Here is a 21,323-nt window from a genome sequence, read left to right as displayed (position 1 = left end):
ATACCGGCCCGGTTAGGCCGTCCGACGGACTGCTCGGCGGCGCTGTGTGCAATATCCGAGCAGGATATGACGGCACCCTAGTGATCTCCGTGATCCTGTGGAGAATGCGGTTGCGCCGAACGGGTGAGCAGCGGCGATGCCGCCCCGGCGGACTCGCGTGCCCCCGGACGGAGCCCGCGCGCCGCGTGCCCGGAGGCGGACCCCGCCGGGCGCTGATAGGCTGGTACCCCGTGGACCGGTGGTCTGCCTGTGCGAATCAGGGGCCCCGAAACCGCAGCTTCGGCGCCCCCAGAGAGCCTCCGGTTCGATGGTGACCGGCGCCGGACGCACCTCACTTCGCGACCACGGGAGCCCCCTCTTGGCGAGCACAGCCATGACGACCAAGCACATCTTCGTCACCGGGGGTGTCGCTTCCTCCCTCGGCAAGGGCCTGACGGCCTCCAGCCTGGGTGCGCTGCTGAAGGCGCGCGGTCTCCGGGTCACGATGCAGAAGCTCGACCCGTACCTGAACGTCGACCCCGGCACGATGAACCCGTTCCAGCACGGCGAGGTGTTCGTCACCAACGACGGCGCCGAGACGGACCTGGACATCGGCCACTACGAGCGCTTCCTCGACGTCGACCTCGACGGCTCGGCCAACGTCACCACCGGCCAGGTCTACAACACGGTCATCGCCAAGGAGCGCCGCGGCGAGTACCTCGGTGACACCGTGCAGGTCATCCCGCACATCACCAACGAGATCAAGCACCGCATCCGCCGCATGGCGACCGAGGACGTCGACGTCGTCATCACCGAGGTCGGCGGCACCGTCGGCGACATCGAGTCGCTGCCGTTCCTGGAGACCGTCCGCCAGGTCCGCCACGAGGTCGGCCGCGACAACGTCTTCGTCGTGCACATCTCGCTGCTCCCGTACATCGGTCCCTCCGGTGAGCTGAAGACCAAGCCCACCCAGCACTCGGTCGCGGCCCTGCGCAACATCGGTATCCAGCCCGACGCGATCGTGCTGCGTGCCGACCGTGACGTCCCCACCTCCATCAAGCGCAAGATCTCGCTGATGTGCGACGTGGACGAGGCGGCCGTCGTCGCCGCGATCGACGCCAAGTCGATCTACGACATCCCGAAGGTGCTGCACACCGAGGGCCTGGACGCCTACGTCGTGCGCAAGCTCGACCTGCCGTTCCGTGACGTCGACTGGACGGTGTGGGAGGACCTGCTCGACCGGGTCCACAACCCCGACCACGAGGTCAAGGTCGCGCTCGTCGGCAAGTACATCGACCTGCCCGACGCCTACCTGTCGGTGACCGAGGCGCTGCGCGCCGGCGGTTTCGCCAACAAGGCCCGCGTCCAGATCAAGTGGGTCACCTCGGACGACTGCAAGACCGCGGCGGGCGCCGCGGCCCAGCTCGGCGACGTCGACGCGATCTGCGTGCCCGGCGGCTTCGGCGACCGCGGTGTCAACGGCAAGGTCGGTGCGATCACCTACGCCCGCGAGAACAAGATCCCGCTGCTGGGCCTGTGCCTGGGTCTGCAGTGCGTGGTCATCGAGGCCGCGCGCAACCTCGCGGGCATCGACGACGCCAACTCCACCGAGTTCGACGCCTCCACGCCGCACCCGGTCATCTCGACCATGGAGGAGCAGCTGGCCTTCGTCGAGGGCGCGGGCGACCTGGGCGGCACCATGCGCCTGGGCATGTACCCGGCGAAGCTCGCCGAGGGCTCCATCGTGCGCGAGGTCTACGGCGACGAGGCGTACGTGGACGAGCGCCACCGGCACCGCTACGAGGTCAACAACTCCTACCGCGGCGAGCTGGAGAAGAAGGCGGGCCTCGTCTTCTCCGGCACCTCCCCGGACAACAAGCTCGTCGAGTACGTCGAGTACCCGCGCGAGGTGCACCCCTACCTGGTGGCCACCCAGGCCCACCCGGAGCTGCGCTCGCGCCCGACGCGCCCGCACCCGCTGTTCGCCGGTCTGGTGAAGGCGGCCGTGGAGCGGCAGCAGTCCGCGAAGTGAGAGCCTGACCGCATAACGTAGGCAGCCGGGGCACGGATCGTGCCCCGGCTGTCGCGTTCTCGGGGAAGGTATCGGCCATGGCCATGGGCAACGACATCGTGGACACACCGGAGTCGTGGGAGGTCGTCGCCTCACGGACCCCCTTCGAAGGCGCGAAGACGGCCGTCCGTTCCGACCAGGTCCGGATGCCCGACACCTCGGTGGTGCGCCGCGACTACCAGGTGCACCCCGGTTCGGTGTGCGTCCTCGCCCTCGACGAGGAGCAGCGGGTGCTGGTCCTCAAGCAGTTCCGCCACCCCGTACGGCACCGGCTGTGGGAGCTCCCGGCCGGGCTGCTGGACGTACCGGGCGAGAACCCGCTGCACGCCGCCCAGCGGGAGCTGTACGAGGAGGCGCACGCCAAGGCCGGCGAGTGGCGGGTGCTGGCCGACTTCTTCACCTCGCCCGGCGGATCCGACGAGGCCGTCCGGATCTTCCTCGCGCGGGATCTGGCGGAGGCCGACGGGGAGCGGTACGAGGTCTCCGAGGAGGAGGCCGACATGGAGATCGCCCGCGTTCCGCTCGCGGACCTGGTCCGCGGGGTGCTGGCCGGCGAACTGCACAACCCCGGGCTGGTGACCGGGGTACTGGCCCTCGCGGCCGCCCTCGCCTCCGACGGCGGCATCGAGGCCCTGCGCCCGGCCCTCGCCCCCTGGCCGGCCCGCCCGTACGAGGCGTAGGCGCAGGCGGCTCCAGCTCCGGCTCCTGCCGGCACCTCCCCGCGGACGGCCGGGAGCCCGGGGCACCGGGTTCGGGGCGGAGCCCCGGGGAGCGCCGCGAGTGAGGGCAGGGGGACGGCCCCGCGCGGCCGCGCACCCGCTCCGGGGCGCAGGCGGCGGCGGCCCGGCCACCGACATGCGAAAAAGCCGACCATCCGCTGATCCGATTGGGGGATTTACCCGCCACGCTCCCCCCGGGTCGTCGCTCTGCGTGAACTACGCTCGCAATCCGGTGGCAGGGAGAGGAGCGGATCCGTGGCGGATTTCGTCGGGCGGCGGCGTGAGCTCAAGGAGCTGCGCGAGGACATCGCGCGAACCGGGCTCGACACGCTTTCCGGCCGCAAGGCCAAGGCGCCCCGGGCCCGGGTGCTGCTCGTCGCCGGACGGCCGGGCTCCGGCCGCACGGCCCTCGCCGAGGCCTTCGTGCACGAGATCGCCGAGGAGTACCCCGACGGAGTGCTCCGCACCCGGCTCACCGCCCCCGGCGGGGAGACCGTGGCCACCGAGCGGGCCGTCCGGACCCTGCTGGAGGGACTGGGCAGGCCCACGCCGCCCGGGGCCGGCGAGGACGAGCTGAGCTCCGCCCTGCGCACCGCCCTCGAAGGCCGCCGGGTCGTCATCCTGGTCGACGACGCCGCCGACCCCCAGCAGGTGGACGCGCTGCTGCCGGACACCCCCGAGTGCCTCGTCGTCGTCACCGCCGAGGGGCCGCTCACCGGGATCCCGGACGTCCGGCCCTGCACCCTCGGCGGACTCGACACACCCTCCGCCGTGGAACTGCTCGTCCAGCGCATCGGCGACACCCGGGTCACCGCCGACCCGCGGGCCGCCGAGGCCCTCGCCGAGGAGTGCGGGGGCCAGCCCGCCGCGCTCGTCCTCGTCGGCGGATGGCTCGCCGCCCACCCCAAGGCCTCCGTCGCCGACGTGGCCAAGCAGCTCCACGACATGCCCGCCACCACCGGCGGCCCGCTCGCCCGGGGCTTCCGGCTGGTCTACGAGTCCCTGCCGCAGCCCGCCCAGCGGACCCTGCGGCTGCTGCCGCTCGCCCCCGCCGGCATCGTGGACCCGCACACCGCCTCCGCCCTCGCCGGCTGCTCCGTGGCCGCCGCCCAGTCCACCCTGGACGACTTCGCGGGGCTGGGGCTCATCCGCCCCTCCCGCGACGGCCTCTTCATGCTGCCGGGCTGCCTCGCGCCGCTGCTCCAGGCCCTCCTGGAGGCCAAGGAGCGCCCCGCCGAGGTCCAGCTGGCCCGGGCCCGGATGCTGGAGCGCACCGTACGGCTGCTGCACTCCTGCCGGGCCATGGCCGAGGCCGAGGAGCCCGGGGTGGACGCCGCCGTCGACGACGGCCTCCGTGAGCTGCTGGACGGCCTGCCGCGCGCCCTGCGCTTCCCCGACCGGCGGGCCGCCGCCACCTGGCTGGACACCCGGTTGCCCGCACTCACCGCCGCCGCCTCCCTGGCCGTGGCCGACGGGGAGCTGGACACCCTGGCCCGGCGGCTGGTCGCGGCCCTCGTACGGGCGCTGGCGGACCACCGGGGCACGGCGGCGGCCGCCCCCGAGCTGTACGGCCTGCACCGCCTGGTCCTGGACGTGGCCGAGCGCCGCAACCTGCGCCGGGAGCAGGCCGCCGCGCTGCTGAACCTGGCCGACCTGGACGCCGGGACCGGCCGGACCCAGGAGGCCCTGGAGCGCTACCGGGCCGCGCTGGACGCCGGCCGGGCGGCGAACGATCCGTACGCCACGGGCCGCGCGATGGAATCCGTAGGAGGCGCCTACCAGGAACTGGAGGACTGGCACCGGGCCGCCGACTGGTTCGGCCGGGCCCTCTCCCAGGCCCTCGCGCGGGGCGAGCGCGCGGACGAGGCCCGGCTGTACGGGCGGCTCGGGAACGTCCACACCTACGCGGGGCGGTACGGGGACGCGCTGCGCAGCTGGCGGGCGGCCGCCGCGGGCTACCGGAAGCTGGCCGATGTGCCCGGGCAGGCAAAGGCGTTGAGTGAGATGGCGCGGGTCCAGGAGTACGCCGGCCGGCCCGAGGAATCGCTGCACACCTGCCGGGACGCGGTGGAGCTGGCCCGCAAGGCCGGCGACCAGCGGCTTCAGGCCGCACTGCAGGTCCGGCTGGCCGACACGCTGGACCGGCTGGGGGACCCCGCGGCTGCCAGGCTGCACCGCTCCGCAGCCGACAGATTGCTGGGAGATGACCCCGCAGCCTGCGAAATCCGCAGTGCTTCCGACTGAGATTATTCGTTTGCAAGGCTAGACAGCGACTCATCCTTCATTAGACTGGGTTCACCGCGGCTTCCCGTGGTGCATCCCGTTGCGCGTTCTTGTGGGCGGGTATGTATGGAAGTGCCCCCGAAAATCCCCTGAGCCAAGGACCGTGATCGACGATGAAGGTCGGCATCCCCCGCGAGGTCAAGAACAACGAGTTCCGGGTCGCCATCACGCCCGCCGGCGTGCATGAGCTGGTCCGTAACGGCCACCAGGTCTTCATCGAGCAGAACGCCGGTGTGGGTTCCTCGATCACGGACGCCGAGTACGTCTCGGCCGGCGCCGAGATCCTCGCCACCGCGGACGAGGTCTGGGCCACCGCCGACCTGCTGCTCAAGGTGAAGGAGCCCATCGCGGAGGAGTACCACCGTCTCCGCAAGGACCAGACGCTCTTCACCTACCTGCACCTGGCCGCCTCCCGCGAGTGCACGGACGCCCTGCTGGAGTCCGGCACCACCGCCATCGCCTACGAGACGGTCGAGCTCGCCAACCGCGCGCTCCCGCTGCTCGCCCCGATGTCCGAGGTCGCGGGCCGCCTGGCCCCGCAGGTCGGCGCCTACCACCTGATGCGCTCGGCCGGCGGCCGCGGCGTCCTCCCGGGCGGTGTCCCCGGCACCCACGCCGGTGAGTGCGTCGTCATCGGCGGCGGCGTCTCCGGCTGGAACGCCGCGCAGATCGCCATCGGCATGGGCTTCCACGTGACCCTGCTCGACCGCGACATCAACAAGCTCCGCGAGGCCGACAAGATCTTCGGCACGAAGATCAAGACGATCGTCTCCAACGCCTACGAGCTGGAGAAGGCCGTCGTCGAGGCCGACCTCGTCATCGGCGCGGTGCTGATCCCGGGTGCGAAGGCCCCGAAGCTGGTCACCAACGAGCTCGTCGCCAAGATGAAGCCCGGAAGTGTCCTTGTCGACATTGCGATCGACCAGGGCGGCTGCTTCGAGGACTCCCGTCCGACCACTCACGCCGAGCCGACCTTCACGGTCCACAACTCGGTCTTCTACTGCGTCGCCAACATGCCGGGCGCGGTGCCGAACACCTCCACCTACGCGCTGACGAACGCGACGCTGCCCTACATCGTGCAGCTCGCCAACCTCGGCTGGGCCGAGGCGCTGCGTCGTGACGCCGCGCTCGCCCTGGGTCTCAACACCCATGACGGCCAGGTCGTTTACGGTCCCGTCGCCGAAGCCCACGGCATGGAGACCCTTGAGCTGAGCACGCTGCTCGGCTGATCCGTCAACGACTGACGTCAATCTCACGTATCCGGCCGGACCTTGCCCGCAAGGTCCGGCCGGACGTGTTCGCGGGACGCCCCAGGACCCCGCTCAACTCGCCTCGAACGTAACCCTTTAACCCTTTCGCACACCCGCGAAACTTCGCAGTGACAGCTCGTGCGCCCTTGACAGAGTGGTGTTCGGTTGCCGACACATCGTGCCGGGTCCGGCGGATTGTGTTGCCGCTGGGCGGTGACACGCCATAGAGTCGCCAACCGTCGGCATGGTGCCACGCTGACCTATCGATAAGTGTCCTGGTCACGTCCGAGGAGGTAAGACGACTTGTGAATGAGTCGACATTTGCTCCTGGGGGTGGTCGAGCAGGGATGCCTGAGCGGGGCCAGGGCCCTACCGGGCTCGAAGCCGTCGGCTCCGTCGCAGTACGCACCTTCGCAAACCACCAGCACATGACGACGCCCCAAAAGAGCATGGACGGCCTAGACGTGAACTCCAGGGCCGGCGACCTGAGCGGCGAAAAGCCCGTGGGTTTCGCCGACTACGACAATGTGCCCGAGGGGCACTTCTACGACCCCGACGCGGAGTACGAACCGGACCCCGAGTACGCGGCCACCCTCGCCCCCGACGCTGCCCGTCAGCGCCGTGAGCGGATCGGCCCGACCGGACGCCCGCTTCCGTACTTCCCGATCCCGGGTCCGCTGACCGACCACGGTCCGGCGAAGATCATCGCGATGTGCAACCAGAAGGGCGGCGTGGGCAAGACCACGTCGACCATCAACCTGGGTGCCGCGCTCGCCGAGTACGGGCGCCGCGTGCTGCTCGTCGACTTCGACCCGCAGGGCGCGCTGTCCGTGGGTCTCGGCGTGAACCCGATGGAACTCGACCTGACGGTCTACAACCTGCTCATGGAGCGGGGCATGTCGGCCGACGAGGTGCTGCTCAAGACCGCGGTCCCGAACATGGACCTGCTGCCGAGCAACATCGACCTGTCCGCTGCCGAGGTGCAGCTGGTCAGCGAGGTCGCGCGCGAGTCCACCCTGCAGCGGGCCCTGAAGCCCCTGATGGCCGACTACGACTACATCGTGATCGACTGTCAGCCCTCGCTCGGTCTGCTGACCGTGAACGCCCTGACGGCGGCTCACAAGGTCATCGTCCCGCTGGAGTGCGAGTTCTTCGCGCTGCGCGGCGTGGCGCTGCTGACCGAGACCATCGAGAAGGTGCAGGAGCGGCTCAACCCCGAGCTGGAGCTCGACGGCATCCTCGCCACGATGTACGACTCCCGTACGGTGCACAGCCGTGAGGTGCTGGCGCGCGTCGTCGAGGCCTTCGACGACCACGTCTACCACACGGTCATCGGCCGCACGGTGCGCTTCCCGGAGACCACGGTCGCCGGTGAGCCGATCACCACGTACGCCTCCAACTCCGTCGGCGCCGCCGCCTACCGCCAGCTGGCCAGGGAGGTGCTCGCCCGGTGTCACGCCGAGTGAGTCTGCCCGGAGCCGACGAACTGTTCCGTACGACCGGGGGGATGGCGCTCCAGTCGTCCTCGCCGCGGCGCGGGGCCGAGGAGGCGCCCGCCGCGGAACACTCGGCCACTTCGGCCGAGGGCGCGGCGGGCGAGGGCCGGGGCCGGGCGGTCGCGGACACCGGCGGGCCCGTCGTGGGGCAGCCCAGGCGGCCGCAGGAAGGTTCTGCCGGACCGGCCGGCGGCGTGGGCTCCGCCCCGGCCGGCGCGGGCCGCCGGGGCAAGGGCCAGGGCAGGGGCGCGAACCGGCGCCCCAGCGGCCGCGAGCGCCACGACGAGAAGATCACGGTCTACGTCTCCGCCGAGGAGCTGATGGACCTGGAACACGCGCGGCTGGTGCTGCGCGGGGAGCACGGGCTGGCGGTGGACCGGGGCCGCATCGTCCGCGAGGCGGTCGCGGTCGTCCTCGCCGATCTGGAATCCCGCGGGGACGCGAGCATCCTCGTACGCCGCCTGCGCGGCCGCTGACACCCCGCCTGTCGCCCTGCGGGCCTGCTCCTGGGGTGTGTGCGGGTCGCCTGTCGCCCTGCGGGCTTGCTCTGGGGTGTCCGGGCCGCCTGTCGCCCTGCGGGCTTGCTCCTGCGGTGTTTGGGCCGCCCATCGCCCTGCGGGCCGCTCCTGCCGTGTTGGGCCGCTTGTGCGGTGCGGGGTCCGGGCCGCCTGTGCGGCGTGCGGCCCGGCGCCCTGCCTCTCCGGGCCGTTGCTCGGGCTCGGGTCCGCCTCCCCGGGCGTCCGGTGTCCCGGCCGCTTGCCGCTCTACGAACCTGATCGCCCGGTGTCCGGGCCGCCTGTCGCCCTGCGGGCTTGCTCTGCGGTGTCCGGGCCGCCCGTGCGGCGTGCGGCGCGGGGGCCGGCGCCGTGCCTCTCCGGGCCGTTGCCCGGGCCTGCGGCCCGCCTTCCCGGGCCCCGGCGTGCGGAGTCCCGGTCACCTGCCACCCGGCGGGCCCGTTCCTTTCGCCGTCCCGGCCGTACGGGCCGCCTGTGCGCGGTGGGTCGGCCTGCGGCCCGCCTTCCCGGAACCTCGGGCGTGCGGTCCGGGCGGTGGTCCACCGGGGAGCGCGGGGGAGCCCGTAGGCTGCGGGGAGCCGCGGCCACGGCGCCCGGCCCCTCCACACCGCCCCCCCCATGCACCTCCTGGACCGCGATGCCCCTCCCCGCCGAATCCGGCCGACCGACCCGGCGCGCCCTGGGGCGCGGGCCCGGCGCCCCTGACGCGGACGGGCAGGACGGGGGAGCGGCTCCCGAAGCCCCCGAAGCCCCTGAGGCGCACGCTGCGCGCCCCGCGCCCACGTCGGGTGGTCCCGAGCCGGAACGTTCCCCCGGGCCCGCAGGCGGGCAGCAGGAGCCCGTCGAGCCCGCTCTGGCCCCGGGCACCGACACACCGCCGGCCCACCCCGCGGCGGAAACCGCCCCGTCCGAGGCCCCGTCCACCGGCCCCGCCGCCGACCCGGCCGCCGGCTCGGCCTTCGGCCTGGACGCCGGCTCCGAGGTCCGCCCGGACACGGGTTCCGGCGGTCGGCCGGAGGGCGGGGACGGCCGGTTCACGCTGCGGCTGGCCAACTTCGAGGGTCCCTTCGACCTGCTGCTCCAGCTGATCTCCCGGCACAAGCTCGACGTCACCGAGGTCGCGCTGTCCAAGGTCACCGACGAGTTCATGGCGCACATCCGTGCCATGGGGCCCGACTGGGACCTCGACCAGACCACCGAGTTCCTCGTCGTCGCCGCCACCCTCCTCGACCTGAAGGCCGCCCGGCTGCTGCCGGTCGCCGAAGTCGAGGACGAGGCGGACCTGGCCCTGCTGGAGGCCAGGGACCTGCTTTTCGCCCGGCTGCTCCAGTACCGCGCGTACAAGCAGATCGCCGAGATCTTCGAGCGGCGTGCGGAGGCCGAGGGCAGGCGGTACCCGCGGACGGTCGGCCTGGAACCGCACCACGCCGACCTGCTGCCCGAGGTCGTCATCAGCATCGGGCCGGAGGGGTTCGCCCGGCTCGCCGTGAAGGCCATGCAGCCCAAGGCCAAGCCCCAGGTCTACGTGGACCACATCCACGCCCCGCTGGTCAGCGTGCGCGAGCAGGCCGGGCTGGTGGTGCTGATGCTGAAGGCCCGCGGGGAGGCGACCTTCCAGGAGCTCACCGAGGACGCCGGGGACACGCTCACCGTCGTCGCGCGCTTCCTGGCCCTGCTGGAGCTCTACCGGGAGAAGGCGGTCGTCCTCGACCAGGAGGAGGCCCTGCGGACCCTCACCGTGCGCTGGAGCGGCGGGGACGGTGACGGCATGCCGACCGTGACCGACGAGTTCGACCAGATCGTGGAGGCGAAGGATTGAACGGCGACGTGAGCGCGGTGGCCGCGCTGGAGCTGAAGCCGGCCCTGGAGGCCGTGCTGATGGTGGTGGACGAGCCGGCCACCGAGGCGCACCTGGCCAAGGTGCTGGAGCGGACCCCGCGCGAGGTCGGACAGGCGCTGCGGGAGCTCGCCGACGAGTACACGGCCGCGCGCCGGGGCTTCGAGCTGAGGCTGGTCGCCGGCGGCTGGCGGTTCTACACCCGGGCCGAGTACGCACCGGCGGTGGAGGGCTTCGTACTGGACGGCCAGCAGGCCCGGCTCACCCAGGCGGCCCTGGAGACCCTGGCGGTCGTCGCGTACCGCCAGCCGGTGAGCCGGTCGCGGGTTTCCGCGGTCCGCGGAGTCAACTGCGACGGGGTCATGCGGACCCTCCTCCAGCGCGGTCTGGTGGAGGAGGCGGGGACGGAACCCGAAACAGGTGCGATCCTGTACAGGACGACGAACCACTTTTTGGAGCGGATGGGCCTGCGCGGCCTTGCCGAGCTCCCGGAGCTCGCGCCCTTCCTCCCCGAGGCGGACGCGATCGAAGCCGAGACGCAGGAAGGTGTTCCGTCGTTCGATCCGGACGCACCGGACACAGATGCAGACGACGACAAGACGACGGAACTTTGATGCGAAGCAGCGGCAACGGCAACGGTGGCGGCAACAGGAACAGCGGCGGTGGCGGCGGGCGCGGTAGTGCCCGCGGCGGCTCCTCCAGCGGCGGCGGTGGCTACCGCGGAAGCGGCTCCGGCGGTGGCAGCGGCTCCGGCGGCTCCCGTGGCGGCAGCTCCGGCGGCGGCTACCGGGGCGGCAGCTCCGGCGGGTCCCGCGGTGGCAGCTCCGGCGGCTCCCGCGGCGGCTACCAGGGCGGTGGCGGCTACCAGGGCGGCGGCTCCGACTCGCGCGACCGCGACCAGCCGGCTCCCCGCATCCGCAACCCGCGTCCCGAGGAGCGTCGCTACGACGTGGGCCCCGAGGGCGAGCGCAGCGGACGCAGCGGCCCCAAGGCCGGCGGCGGCGGTGCCCGCGGCGCGGCGGCCCGCGGTGGCGCCAAGGGCGGTCCCCGGACCTCCAGGACCCCCGGCATCGGCGGTGCCGGCGGCCCGCGCAGCGGCCCCGGCAGCCGGAGCGGCCAGTCCCGCCCCCGCGAGCTGGACGCGCGGATCGAGGAGCGCGTGCGCGACCGGTACGCCGACAAGCCCGTGGTCAAGACCCCGAAGACCTTCCCGGGTGCCGAGGAGGAGGGCGAGCGTCTGCAGAAGGTGCTCGCCCGCGCCGGCATGGGTTCGCGCCGCGCCTGCGAGGAGCTCATCGAGCAGGCCCGCGTCGAGGTCAACGGCGAGATCGTGCTGGAGCAGGGCCGCCGAGTGCAGCCCAAGGACGAGATCAAGGTGGACGGCCTGACCGTCGCCACCCAGTCGTACCTGTTCTTCGCGCTGAACAAGCCGGCCGGTGTCGTCTCCACGATGGAGGACCCGGACGGCCGCCAGTGCCTGGGCGACTACGTCACCAACCGTGAGACCCGGCTCTTCCACGTCGGCCGGCTCGACACCGAGACCGAGGGCATCATCCTGCTCACCAACCACGGCGAGCTGGCCCACCGCCTCACGCACCCGAAGTACGGCGTGCAGAAGACGTACGTGGCCGCGATCACCGGCTCGCTGCCGCGTGACATCGGCAAGCGGCTCAAGGACGGCATCGAGCTGGAGGACGGGTACGCCCGCGCCGACAACTTCCGCGTCGTCGACCAGGTCGGCAAGAACTACCTGGTCGAGGTGACCCTCCACGAGGGCCGCAAGCACATCGTGCGCCGCATGCTGTCCGAGGCGGGCTTCCCCGTCGACAAGCTCGTCCGGACCTCCTTCGGTCCCATCGAGCTGGGCGACCAGAAGTCCGGCTGGCTGCGCCGCCTGACCAACACCGAGGTCGGCATGCTGATGCGCGAGGTCGGTCTCTAGGACGCGGGCCGGTCGCCCCGCAGGCGGCCGGTACGACCACGGAAAACCCGCGGTGCCCTTTCGGGCGCCGCGGGTTTTCTGCTTGCCGGGAACCCCGGTCACTGTTTATAGTCAATCTGACCATTAAGCAGTAGGAGGGGGGTCGTCATGAGCTGGACCATGAGCTGGACCGAGGTGCTGGGCTTCGCCACCGGCGCCCTGTGCGTCTGGCTGGTCGCCCGGCAGCACGTGGCCAACTGGCCCATCGGGATCGCCAACAACGTCTTCTTCATCGTGCTCTTCGCCCAGGCCGGCCTCTACGCCGACGCCGGGCTCCAGATCGTCTTCATCGCCCTCGCCGCCTACGGCTGGTGGTCCTGGACCCACGGGGGTGGACCAGGATCCGCCGAGGCCCTGCCGGTGCGCCGCACCTCGCGCACCGAGTGGGCCGCGCTCGCGGCGGCGGGGGCGGTGGGGGTGCTCGCGCTCACCCTGCTGCTGAGCCGGGCCACCGACTCCACCGTCCCCTTCTGGGACGCGGCCACCACCGGGCTCTCCCTCGCGGCGACCTACGGACAGTGCCGCAAGCTCGTCGAGTCCTGGTGGCTGTGGATCGCGGCCGACCTGGTCTACATCCCGCTCTACGCGTACAAGGGCCTCTACCTGACCTCCGCGCTCTACGTGGGCTTCCTCGCCCTGTGCGTCGTCGGGCTCCTCGGCTGGCGGCGCACCCTGCCCGCGCGCAGCACCCGTACGACGGCGGAGGCGACGGCATGAGACGCCACGCGCACGGCCTGGTCCTCGGCAAGTTCTACCCGCCGCACGCCGGGCACCACCACCTCGTACGCACCGCCCAGGACCAGTGCGAGCGGCTGACCGTGCTCGTGTGCGCGGCCTCGGTCGAGTCGGTCCCGCTCGCCGACCGGGTCGCCTGGATGCGCGAGGCGCACCCCGGGGCCGACGTCGTCGGCGCGGTCGACGACATCCCGGTCGACCTGCACGACCCGGAGATCTGGGAGGCGCACATGGCCGTCTTCCGCTGTGCGGTCCCCGGGCGGGTGGACGCCGTGTTCACCTCCGAGGAGTACGGGAGCGAGCTCGCCCGCCGGTTCGGCGCCGAAGAGGTCCTCGTGGACCGGGAGCGGACGCTGTTCCCCGTGTCCGGCACGGCGGTGCGCAGGGACCCGGCCGGCTCCTGGGAGTTCCTCGGGCCGGCCGTCCGGGCCGCCCTGACCCGGCGGGTCGTCGTGCTCGGCGCGGAGTCCACCGGCACCACCACGCTGTCACGGGCCCTCGCGGACCACTACCGGCGGCGCGGCGGCGTATGGGCCAAGACGGGCTGGGTCGCCGAGTACGGGCGCCGGTACAGCGAGGAGAAGCTGGCGGCGGCGCGCGCCGCCGACCCGGCCGCCTCCTGGGCGGACGTGTCCTTCACCTCGGAGGAGTTCCCGGTCATCGCGCGACGCCAGGACGCGGACGAGGAACAGGCGGCCAGGCTCGGCTCCCCGGTGCTGTTCTGCGACACCGACTCCTTCGCGACGGGCATCTGGCACGAGCGCTACATGGGCGGCCGCAACGCGGAGGTCGAGCGGATCGCCGGCCTCACCCGGCGGGACCTGTACCTGCTCACCGACCACACCGACGTGCCCTTCGAGGACGACGGTCTGCGGGACGGACCCCAGCTGCGGCCCTGGATGACCGAGCGGTTCCGGGCGGAACTGGAGCGCACCGGGAGGCGTTTCCTCGTCGTGCGCGGGGATCGGGCGGCCCGGCTGGAGGAGGCCGTCCGGGCCGTGGACGCACTGCTGGCCGAGGGCTGGCACTTCACCGACCCCCTCCCGGAGAACCGATGACCGCCGGCTATGACCCGCACGCCTTCGAGCCGTTCGCGGTGACCGTCGACCTGGCCGTCTTCACCGTGCGCGGCGGCGCCCTGCACGTCCTGCTGATCCGGCGCGGCCAGGAACCGTACGCCGGGGCCTGGGCGCTGCCCGGCGGGTTCGTCCTGCCGAGGGAGTCCGCCGAGACCGCCGCCCGGCGCGAACTGGCCGAGGAGACCGGGCTGCCGGACCGCCTCGTGGCCGCGCTCCACCTGGAGCAGCTGCGCACGTACAGCGAACCGGACCGCGACCCCCGGATGCGGGTGGTCTCCGTGGCCTTCACCGCGCTCGTACCGGACCTGCCGGAGCCGGCGGCCGACGGCGGCGGGGACGCGGCGCAGGCCCGCTGGATCGCGCTGGACGAGGTCGCGGAACTCGCCTTCGACCACGCGGTGATCCTGGCGGACGCACGCGAGCGGATCGGCGCCAAGCTCGAGTACACCTGCCTGGCCACGGGCTTCTGCCCGCCCGAGTTCACCCTCGGCGAGCTGCAGTCCGTCTACGAGACCGTCTGGAGCACCACCCTCGACCGCCCCAACTTCCGCCGCAAGGTCCTGGCGACGCCGGGATTCGTGGAGGCCGTACCGGGCGCGGCGCGGCTGACCGGCGGCCGCGGCAAACCGGCCGCCCTCTACCGGCCCGGTCCGGCGACCACGCTCCACCCCCCGCTACTGCGACCGGAAGGATCCACCCGATGACCAAGCGAGCCGCGACGGGCGCCCTGATCGGCCTGGCCCTGGGCGACGCCCTCGGCTTCCCGACCGAGTTCAACGACGTTCCCTCGATCCTGGCCAAGACGGGCCCCTGGCGCGAGATGCGCCTGCCGAGCCCGGCGATCGTCACGGACGACACCCAGATGACCCTCGCCCTGGCCCGCGGCATGCGCACGGCGGCGGAGCGCGGCCCGGTGGGCCCGCTGCGCCTGACCCGGCCGGTCCGCGAGGAGTTCGTCGACTGGTACCACTCCCCGGAGAACAACCGGGCCCCGGGCCGCACCTGCATGACGGCCTGCCAGCTGCTCGACACCCCGGACCGGGACTGGCGCGACGCCAGCCAGATCGGCTCCAAGGGCTGCGGCGCCAACATGCGCGTGGTCCCGGTCGGCCTGGTGCCGGACTGGACCGAGGAGGAACGGGCCGGCGCCGCACAGCTCCAGTCGGCCCTCACCCACGGGCACCCGACGGCGCTCGCCGCCTCCGACCTGACCGCGCGGGCGGTGCACCTGCTGGCCGGGGGCACCGAGGTGACCGGGCTCGTCGGACGGCTGCGCTCCTACGCGCTGGAGAACCGCACCCGCTACCACGAGCGCTGGCTGGGCGACCTGTGGATGCGGACCGCCTCCGACGCATCGCCGGAGTCCTTCATCGCGCGGGGCTGGGACGACTGCCTGGCCGTCCTGGACCGGCTCGCGGCCGCCCTGCGGTCGCCGTCCCCGGAGACCGACCCCTGCCTGACCACGGGCGACGGCTGGATAGCCGAGGAGGCCCTCGCCACCGCCCTGCACTGCTTCCTGCTCTTCCCCGACGAGCCGCTGACCGCGCTGCGCCGGGCCGCCTGCACCCGCGGTGACTCCGACTCCATCGCCTGCCTCGCGGGCGCCTTCGCCGGAGCCCACCTCGGCGCGGACGTCTGGCCCGGCGAGTGGGAGGGCCGCATCGAGTACCGGGACGAACTCCTCGCCTTCGGCGCCCTCTGGGATGCTTGATCCATGCTGGACGCACTGAGTATCGACCTGACTCCCGTGGTGGCGGAGCAGCCCGACCCGCTGCTCTTCGCCACCGTCTCCGGGGCGCACCTGTACGGCTTCCCGTCCCGGGACTCCGACATCGACCTGCGCGGCGCCCACCTGCTCCCGGCTCAGGACCTGCTGGGCCTGCGCGATCCGGAGGAGACCCGGAGCCGCATGTGGGACCGGGACGACGTGGAGATGGACCTCGTCACGCACGACCTGCGCAAGTTCGTCCGCCTGATGCTGAACCGCAACGGCTACGTCCTGGAGCAGCTGCTCTCCCCGCTCGTGGTCCACACGACAGCGGCCCACGAGGAGCTGATCGCGCTGTCCCCGGGCGTGCTGACCTCCCACCACGCCCACCACTACCGCGGGTTCGCCGGTACGCAGTGGCGGCTCTTCGGGAAGGCCGCCGAACTCAAGCCGCTGCTCTACGCGTTCCGGGCGCTGCTCACCGGCATCCACCTCATGCGCTCGGGCGAGGTGCAGGCACACCTGCCGACCCTGCTGGCCGAGGTGCCGGAGGCGCCCCCGTACCTCGCCGCCCTGATCGAGGCCAAGGTGGCCGCCGAGCACGGGGGCTACGAGGGCCCGCCCGTCGACGGCGTGCGCGAGGACTTCGAGGCGCTTCACGCGGTGCTGGACGCGGCGCAGGCCGTGTCCGTGCTGCCCGGGCAGGCGTCGGCGTACGACGCGCTCGACGAGTTCGTCGTACGGCGGCGCACGCTACACGGCTGACGCGCGGCGGGTGCGGACCAGGAAGTCCTGCACCCGGGCGTGGTCCGGCTCCGCGGGCAGCGCGGTGGCGGCCAGGGCACTCTCCGTCTCCTCCTGGAGGCGGGTCATCCAGGCGTCGGCCTCCTCCCAGGTGAGCTCGCCCCGGCGGACAGCGAGCAGGCGCTCGCGGTGCGGTCCGGCGTCGACGGTCAGCCGGCCGGTGCGCAGGAGGTCACGGCAGGACAGCAGCAGGCGCAGCAGGTGCATGGCGTGCTTCCAGCGCGGGGCGCCGTGCACGCGGACGTCCGCGAGGAGTTTGCCGCGCTGCGAGGCCGCGTACCGGCTGAAGCTGGTGTGGGCCCGGCGGGAGAGGAAGGCCCCGCGGAGGGAGAGGAGCTCCTCGCCGACCGGGGTGACCTCTTCCACCAGGGGGGAGTGCAGGCACTCCAGGATGTTCGGGTTGGCCCGCAGGGCGAGTTCGCAGAAGCGCTCCAGCTCCCAGGAGAACTCCTCGTCCCGCGGGCCCTCCACATGCGTGGGGGGCTTCTCGAACCGCCAGAACAGCGGCGTCGGGGCGAGGTAGACACCGCGCAGGTCGGTGTCGCTCGCCTCCGTCGCCAGTCCGAACGCCCGGGAGCCCATCACGCACCGGTAGACCGTGTGGTCGCGTACCAGCGTCAGATCGTCCATCCGGGGAGCGTAGGCGTCTGACCTGCCGCTATGCGAGTGAGATATTGCCATCCGCCGCGACCTTGATCTTCTTCTCCGCCAGGCCCTTGGGGGCGGGCCCCGAGATCTTCGCGCCGTCGGCGACCGCGAACTTGCTGTTGTGGCAGACGCAGTCGATGCTGCCGTCCGCCACCTTGCTCACCAGGCAGCCCTGGTGGGGGCAGACCGCCGTGAAGCATTTGAAGGTGCCGGCCTTGGGCTGGGTGACCACGACCTTCTCCTCCTTGAAGACCTTGCCGCCCCCCACCGGCACGTCCTCCTTCTTGGTGAGGGCCTTGTCGGAAGCCGGCGCGCCCGCCTCCGAGCTGGCGGGGGCCGGGGCGGCGGGCTGGACGGCCGCGTCGTTCGGTTCCCCCTGGGAGGTCTTTTCACCGCCGCCACCGCCGCAGGCGGTGATCGCGCCTCCGGCCAGGGTGGCCGCGCCGATCGTCAGTACCGTGCGCCGGGCGGTGTGCGTGAGGTCGCTCATGAGTCTCTCCTCGCTTCGTGGCCGGATGGCGTGCAGCATCCTGGCCTGCGGCGGGCCTCAGGTGAAGCCTGCCGCGCCGGTTCATCGGCCCGGTTCCCATGGGGCCAGTGAGGCAGGGCTGCCGGGTGTGCGTACGACCTCCCACACGTGGATCACGGCTTCCCGGTTCAGTGGACCGTGGACATGCGGGTAAAGGCCGCCGGAATCACTCTCCCGGCGGACCTCGGCGGTCAGCGCGCCCTCGTCGAGCTCCACCGCGAGCAGGATCCCGGGTACCGACCGGTAGTGCGCGTCGGCGATCGCGAGTGCCGTGGGGCGGTCCGCCGAACAGTGGACGAACCCCTCGGCCGCCAGCGAGGGCGGGGCGTACGGATGCTCGGGCGCGGCGGTCCAGTCGGTGAGCGGGACGATGTGGAAGATCATGTGGATCGTTCTACCGCAAGGGCGCGGGGGTGTGCGCCAGGTGGCGGCATGGGTGGGTATGGGTGACATTGTCCGTGTCTCGAAGCCGGGTACGCCGCTCTCCGCGCGCCCCGGTCCCTCTGCGAAAGGCATCACGATGGCGGGTAACGACCTCGGCTCCCTGCTCGGCGGCCTCCTGGGTGGCGGCGGCGGTGGCCAGGGCGGGAGCGGCGGTGGCGGCAACGTCCTCGGAGCGCTGCTCGGCGCCCTCATGGGCGGCGCCGGCGGTTCCCAGGCCGGCGGGAGCAACCCGCTCGGCGGGCTGCTGGACATGCTGACCAAGTCGGGCCTCGCCGACCAGGCCCAGTCCTGGATCGGCACCGGCGACAACCAGCCGGTCAGCGGTACCCAGATCGCCGAGGCGCTGCCCGACGAGGCCCTGCAGAAGGCGGCCGCGCAGGCCGGCGTCAGCCCGCAGGAGGCCGCCGACCAGATCGCCCGGACACTGCCGACGGCCGTCGACAAGCTGAGCCCGCAAGGACAGCTCCCGAGCGGTTCGCTGGAGGACATCATCCGGGCCCAGAAGTTCTGACCGCCCGGCAGCGGTGCACGAGGGCCCGGCCGCCGTCCCACGGGATGGGCGGTCGGGCCCTCGTGGCACGGGTGCTGGATACCCTGGCCGGACAGCCCGTCAGCTCGCCTTTTCCGTCCCCTGGGAGTGCCTCGTGAGAACCGCCGTCGTCATCGGAACCGGACTGATCGGCACCTCCGCGGCGCTCGCCCTGACCGCCCGCGGGATCACCGTCCACCTCGCCGACCACGACCCGGCGCAGGCCCGTACCGCGGCCGCCCTCGGCGCCGGCACCGACGAGGCCCCCCAGGAGCAGGTCGACCTCGCGATCGTCGCCGTACCCCCGGCCCACGTGGCCGCGACCCTGGCCGACCTGATCGGCCGCGGGGTCGCCCGCGCCTACGTGGACGTGGCCAGCGTCAAGGGCGGGCCGCGGCGGGAGCTGGCGGCGCTCGGCGTGGACGTCACCGCCTACATCGGAACCCACCCGATGGCCGGCAAGGAGCAGTCGGGGCCGCTCGCCGCCACCGCGGACCTCTTCGAGGGCCGCCCCTGGGTGCTGACCCCCACCCGGGACACCGACCACGAGGTCCTCAACCTCGCGCTGGAGCTGGTGGCCCTGTCCCGGGCCGTACCGGTGGTGATGGACGCCGACGCCCACGACCGTGCGGTGGCGCTCGTCTCGCACACCCCGCAGCTGGTCTCCAGCATGGTCGCGGCCCGGCTGGAGGAGGCCGACGAGACGGCGGTCCGGCTCTGCGGACAGGGCATCCGCGACGTGACCCGGATCGCGGCCTCCGACCCGCGGATGTGGGTGGAGATCCTCTCGGCCAACCCGGGACCGGTGGCGGACGTCCTCGCCGGGATCGCCGCCGACCTGGAGGAGACCGTGGAGGCACTGCGGGGCCTGCAGTCCGCCGACCTGGAGAAGCGGCGCGGCGGCGCCGCGGGCATCGAGGACGTGCTGCGCCGCGGGAACGCGGGCCGGGTCCGGGTACCGGGCAAGCACGGCGCGGCCCCCACCGTCTACGAGACGGTGGCCGTGCTCATCAGCGACCAGCCCGGTGAGCTGGCGCGGATCTTCGCCGACGCGGGGCGGGCCGGGGTCAACATCGAGGACGTACGGATCGAGCACGCGACGGGCCAGCAGGCCGGACTCGTCCAGCTCATGGTGGAACCGCGGGCCGTGGCCGGCCTCACCGCGGAGCTGCGCGAGCGGGGCTGGGCGCTGCGGCAGCAGTAGCGCGCAGCCCCCGCCGGCCCCCGGAACGCAGGGCGGGGACGGGGGCCGTCCGGGGCCGGTAACCTTGGGGAGGGGCGCTTTGCCGCGCCCGGACACGTACGCGCAACCAGGAAGGTGCCCGCACCGTGGAAACCGCAGCTCCGTCCGCCGTGATCGTCGCCATCGACGGTCCCTCCGGCACGGGCAAGTCCAGCACCTCCAAGGCCGTGGCCGCCAAGCTCGGGCTGCGCTACCTGGACACCGGCGCCCAGTACCGGGCCATCACCTGGTGGATGATCACCAACGGCGTCGACACCGACGACCCGCAGGCGATCGCGATCGCCGCCGGCAAGCCCACCATCGTGTCCGGCACCGACCCGGCCGCCCCCACCATCACCGTGGACGGCCTCGACGCCGCCGGTCCCATCCGGACCCAGGAGGTCACCTCCAAGGTCAGCGCCGTCAGCGCCGTCCCCGAGGTGCGCACCCTGATCACCGACCTGCAGCGCTCCATCGCCGCCGGGGCGGCCCAGGAGGCCGCCGGCATCGTCGTCGAGGGCCGGGACATCGGCACCACCGTCCTGCCCGACGCCGACCTCAAGATCTTCCTGACCGCTTCCGCCGAGGCGCGCGCCGCCCGGCGCAGCGGCGAGCTCCGCGGCAAGGAGGCCGCCGACCTCGCGGCCACCAAGGAGGCGCTGATCAAGCGCGACGCGGCCGACTCCGGCCGCAAGACCTCCCCGCTGGCCAAGGCCGGCGACGCCGTCGAGGTGGACACCACCGAGCTCACGCTCGACCAGGTCATCGAGTGCGTCGTGACGCTGGTGGAAGAGAAGCGGGCGGGCCGCAAGTGAGCCAAGCGCCCTCCCTCAAGGGTGCGGCGGTCGGCAGGCGCATCGGCATCGGGCTCATGTACGGGCTCTGGAAGCCGCGCGTACTGGGGGCCTGGAAGGTGCCCGCCTCGGGCCCCGTCATCCTCGCCGTGAACCACTCGCACAACATCGACGGCCCCATGGTCATGGGCACCGCGCCCCGGCCGCTGCACTTCCTGATCAAGAAGGAAGCGTACGTGGGCCCGCTCGGCCCCTTCCTCGAAGGGATCGGGCAGGTCAAGGTCGACCGCGGCGGCCCCGACCGGACGGCGATAGGGCGCGCCCTCGGCGTGCTCGACAACGGGGGCGCCCTGGGGATATTCCCCGAGGGCACCCGGGGCGAGGGCGACTTCGCCTCGCTGCGCGCGGGCCTCGCCTACTTCGCGGTCCGCAGCGGCGCACCCATCGTCCCCGTGGCCGTCCTCGGCAGCGGAGACACCCCGGGCCGGGTCGTCAAGGGCCTGCCGGCCCTGGGGAGCCGGGTCGACGTCGTCTTCGGATCGGCCTTCGACGCGGGTGACGGCAGTGGCCGCCGTACCCGTACCGCGCTGGACCAGGCCACCGTACGCATCCAGGACCGGCTGACCGCCCACCTGGCCGACGCCAAGCGCCTCACCGGGCGCTGAGCGAGACTTGAAACCAGTAGTGGAACCGCGCTGCG

At 72.8% G+C, this 21,323-nt stretch carries 21 protein-coding genes; 18 read left to right on the top strand and 3 right to left on the bottom strand.

Annotated elements, in window-relative coordinates:
* Positions 1–373 precede the first annotated feature (373 nt).
* From DEJ51_RS07030 to DEJ51_RS06965, 14 genes are all read left to right on the top strand, one after another.
* A complete protein-coding gene (locus DEJ51_RS07030) occupies positions 374–2,011 on the top strand; it encodes a CTP synthase (RefSeq protein WP_190620243.1) in 1,638 nt (545 codons plus the stop codon).
* Between the two features lie 83 nt (positions 2,012–2,094).
* Complete coding sequence (locus DEJ51_RS07025) at positions 2,095–2,730, top strand: NUDIX domain-containing protein (protein ID WP_150261735.1); 636 nt, start codon at positions 2,095–2,097, stop codon at positions 2,728–2,730.
* 294 nt (positions 2,731–3,024) lie between these two features.
* Positions 3,025–5,013 (top strand): tetratricopeptide repeat protein, encoded by a 1,989-nt coding sequence (locus DEJ51_RS07020; RefSeq protein ID WP_223835694.1) that lies wholly within the window; start codon positions 3,025–3,027, stop codon positions 5,011–5,013.
* A gap of 152 nt (positions 5,014–5,165) precedes the next feature.
* Positions 5,166–6,281: an alanine dehydrogenase gene (ald, locus tag DEJ51_RS07015; protein WP_150256812.1), complete on the top strand. Its 1,116-nt coding sequence runs from the start codon at positions 5,166–5,168 to the stop codon at positions 6,279–6,281.
* 368 nt (positions 6,282–6,649) lie between these two features.
* Positions 6,650–7,768 (top strand): ParA family protein, encoded by a 1,119-nt coding sequence (locus DEJ51_RS07010; RefSeq protein ID WP_078626630.1) that lies wholly within the window; start codon positions 6,650–6,652, stop codon positions 7,766–7,768.
* A complete protein-coding gene (locus tag DEJ51_RS07005) occupies positions 7,753–8,274 on the top strand; it encodes a hypothetical protein (protein WP_150256811.1) in 522 nt (173 codons plus the stop codon). Before DEJ51_RS07010 ends, DEJ51_RS07005 begins: the two co-directional genes overlap by 16 nt.
* Positions 8,275–8,950: 676 nt before the next feature.
* Positions 8,951–10,132: a segregation and condensation protein A gene (locus DEJ51_RS07000; RefSeq protein WP_150256810.1), complete on the top strand. Its 1,182-nt coding sequence runs from the start codon at positions 8,951–8,953 to the stop codon at positions 10,130–10,132.
* A gap of 59 nt (positions 10,133–10,191) precedes the next feature.
* Positions 10,192–10,764 carry an SMC-Scp complex subunit ScpB gene (gene scpB / locus DEJ51_RS06995; RefSeq protein WP_411757383.1) on the top strand — a complete coding sequence of 191 codons (573 nt, stop codon included), beginning with the start codon at positions 10,192–10,194 and terminating at the stop codon, positions 10,762–10,764.
* Positions 10,764–12,092 (top strand): pseudouridine synthase, encoded by a 1,329-nt coding sequence (locus DEJ51_RS06990; protein WP_150256808.1) that lies wholly within the window; start codon positions 10,764–10,766, stop codon positions 12,090–12,092. The genes scpB and DEJ51_RS06990 overlap by 1 nt, the downstream gene beginning before the upstream one ends.
* Before the next feature lie 147 nt (positions 12,093–12,239).
* Positions 12,240–12,848: a nicotinamide riboside transporter PnuC gene (pnuC, locus tag DEJ51_RS06985; RefSeq protein ID WP_150256807.1), complete on the top strand. Its 609-nt coding sequence runs from the start codon at positions 12,240–12,242 to the stop codon at positions 12,846–12,848.
* Positions 12,845–13,924 carry an AAA family ATPase gene (locus tag DEJ51_RS06980; RefSeq protein ID WP_150256806.1) on the top strand — a complete coding sequence of 360 codons (1,080 nt, stop codon included), beginning with the start codon at positions 12,845–12,847 and terminating at the stop codon, positions 13,922–13,924. The genes pnuC and DEJ51_RS06980 overlap by 4 nt, the downstream gene beginning before the upstream one ends.
* The gene (locus DEJ51_RS06975; RefSeq protein ID WP_150256805.1) at positions 13,921–14,649 is read left to right on the top strand and encodes an NUDIX hydrolase; all 729 of its coding nucleotides are present in this window, start codon (positions 13,921–13,923) and stop codon (positions 14,647–14,649) included. Before DEJ51_RS06980 ends, DEJ51_RS06975 begins: the two co-directional genes overlap by 4 nt.
* Positions 14,646–15,656: an ADP-ribosylglycohydrolase family protein gene (locus tag DEJ51_RS06970; RefSeq protein ID WP_150256804.1), complete on the top strand. Its 1,011-nt coding sequence runs from the start codon at positions 14,646–14,648 to the stop codon at positions 15,654–15,656. The genes DEJ51_RS06975 and DEJ51_RS06970 overlap by 4 nt, the downstream gene beginning before the upstream one ends.
* Positions 15,657–15,659: 3 nt before the next feature.
* Complete coding sequence (locus DEJ51_RS06965) at positions 15,660–16,418, top strand: DNA polymerase beta superfamily protein (RefSeq protein ID WP_150256803.1); 759 nt, start codon at positions 15,660–15,662, stop codon at positions 16,416–16,418.
* Here DEJ51_RS06965 and DEJ51_RS06960 read toward each other — a convergent pair.
* The 3 genes from DEJ51_RS06960 to DEJ51_RS06950 form a co-directional block, all read right to left on the bottom strand.
* Positions 16,407–17,087 (bottom strand): DNA polymerase beta superfamily protein, encoded by a 681-nt coding sequence (locus DEJ51_RS06960; protein WP_150256802.1) that lies wholly within the window; start codon positions 17,085–17,087, stop codon positions 16,407–16,409. The genes DEJ51_RS06965 and DEJ51_RS06960 overlap by 12 nt on opposite strands.
* Before the next feature lie 28 nt (positions 17,088–17,115).
* Positions 17,116–17,595 (bottom strand): Rieske (2Fe-2S) protein, encoded by a 480-nt coding sequence (locus tag DEJ51_RS06955; RefSeq protein WP_150256801.1) that lies wholly within the window; start codon positions 17,593–17,595, stop codon positions 17,116–17,118.
* An 81-nt stretch (positions 17,596–17,676) separates the two neighbouring features.
* On the bottom strand, positions 17,677–18,018 hold the full coding sequence (locus DEJ51_RS06950) for a DUF952 domain-containing protein (protein ID WP_150256800.1): 342 nt from the start codon (positions 18,016–18,018) through the stop codon (positions 17,677–17,679).
* Between the two features lie 58 nt (positions 18,019–18,076).
* Here DEJ51_RS06950 and DEJ51_RS06945 point away from each other — a divergent pair, with 58 nt between their 5' ends.
* The 4 genes from DEJ51_RS06945 (at position 18,077) to DEJ51_RS06930 (ending at position 21,288) form a co-directional block, all read left to right on the top strand.
* Complete coding sequence (locus tag DEJ51_RS06945; protein WP_411757289.1) at positions 18,077–18,589, top strand: YidB family protein; 513 nt, start codon at positions 18,077–18,079, stop codon at positions 18,587–18,589.
* Between the two features lie 133 nt (positions 18,590–18,722).
* Entirely contained in the window at positions 18,723–19,811 is a 1,089-nt protein-coding gene (locus tag DEJ51_RS06940) for a prephenate dehydrogenase (RefSeq protein WP_150256798.1), read from the top strand.
* Positions 19,812–19,936: 125 nt separating this feature from the next.
* Positions 19,937–20,644 (top strand): (d)CMP kinase, encoded by a 708-nt coding sequence (gene cmk / locus DEJ51_RS06935; protein ID WP_150256797.1) that lies wholly within the window; start codon positions 19,937–19,939, stop codon positions 20,642–20,644.
* 56 nt (positions 20,645–20,700) lie between these two features.
* Positions 20,701–21,288 carry a lysophospholipid acyltransferase family protein gene (locus tag DEJ51_RS06930; RefSeq protein ID WP_411757382.1) on the top strand — a complete coding sequence of 196 codons (588 nt, stop codon included), beginning with the start codon at positions 20,701–20,703 and terminating at the stop codon, positions 21,286–21,288.
* Positions 21,289–21,323 lie beyond the last annotated feature (35 nt).

The sequence above is a fragment of the Streptomyces venezuelae genome, assembly GCF_008642275.1.
Classification (GTDB): Bacteria; Actinomycetota; Actinomycetes; order Streptomycetales; family Streptomycetaceae; genus Streptomyces; species Streptomyces venezuelae_E.
This window is presented reverse-complemented; position numbering and strand designations above follow the sequence as displayed.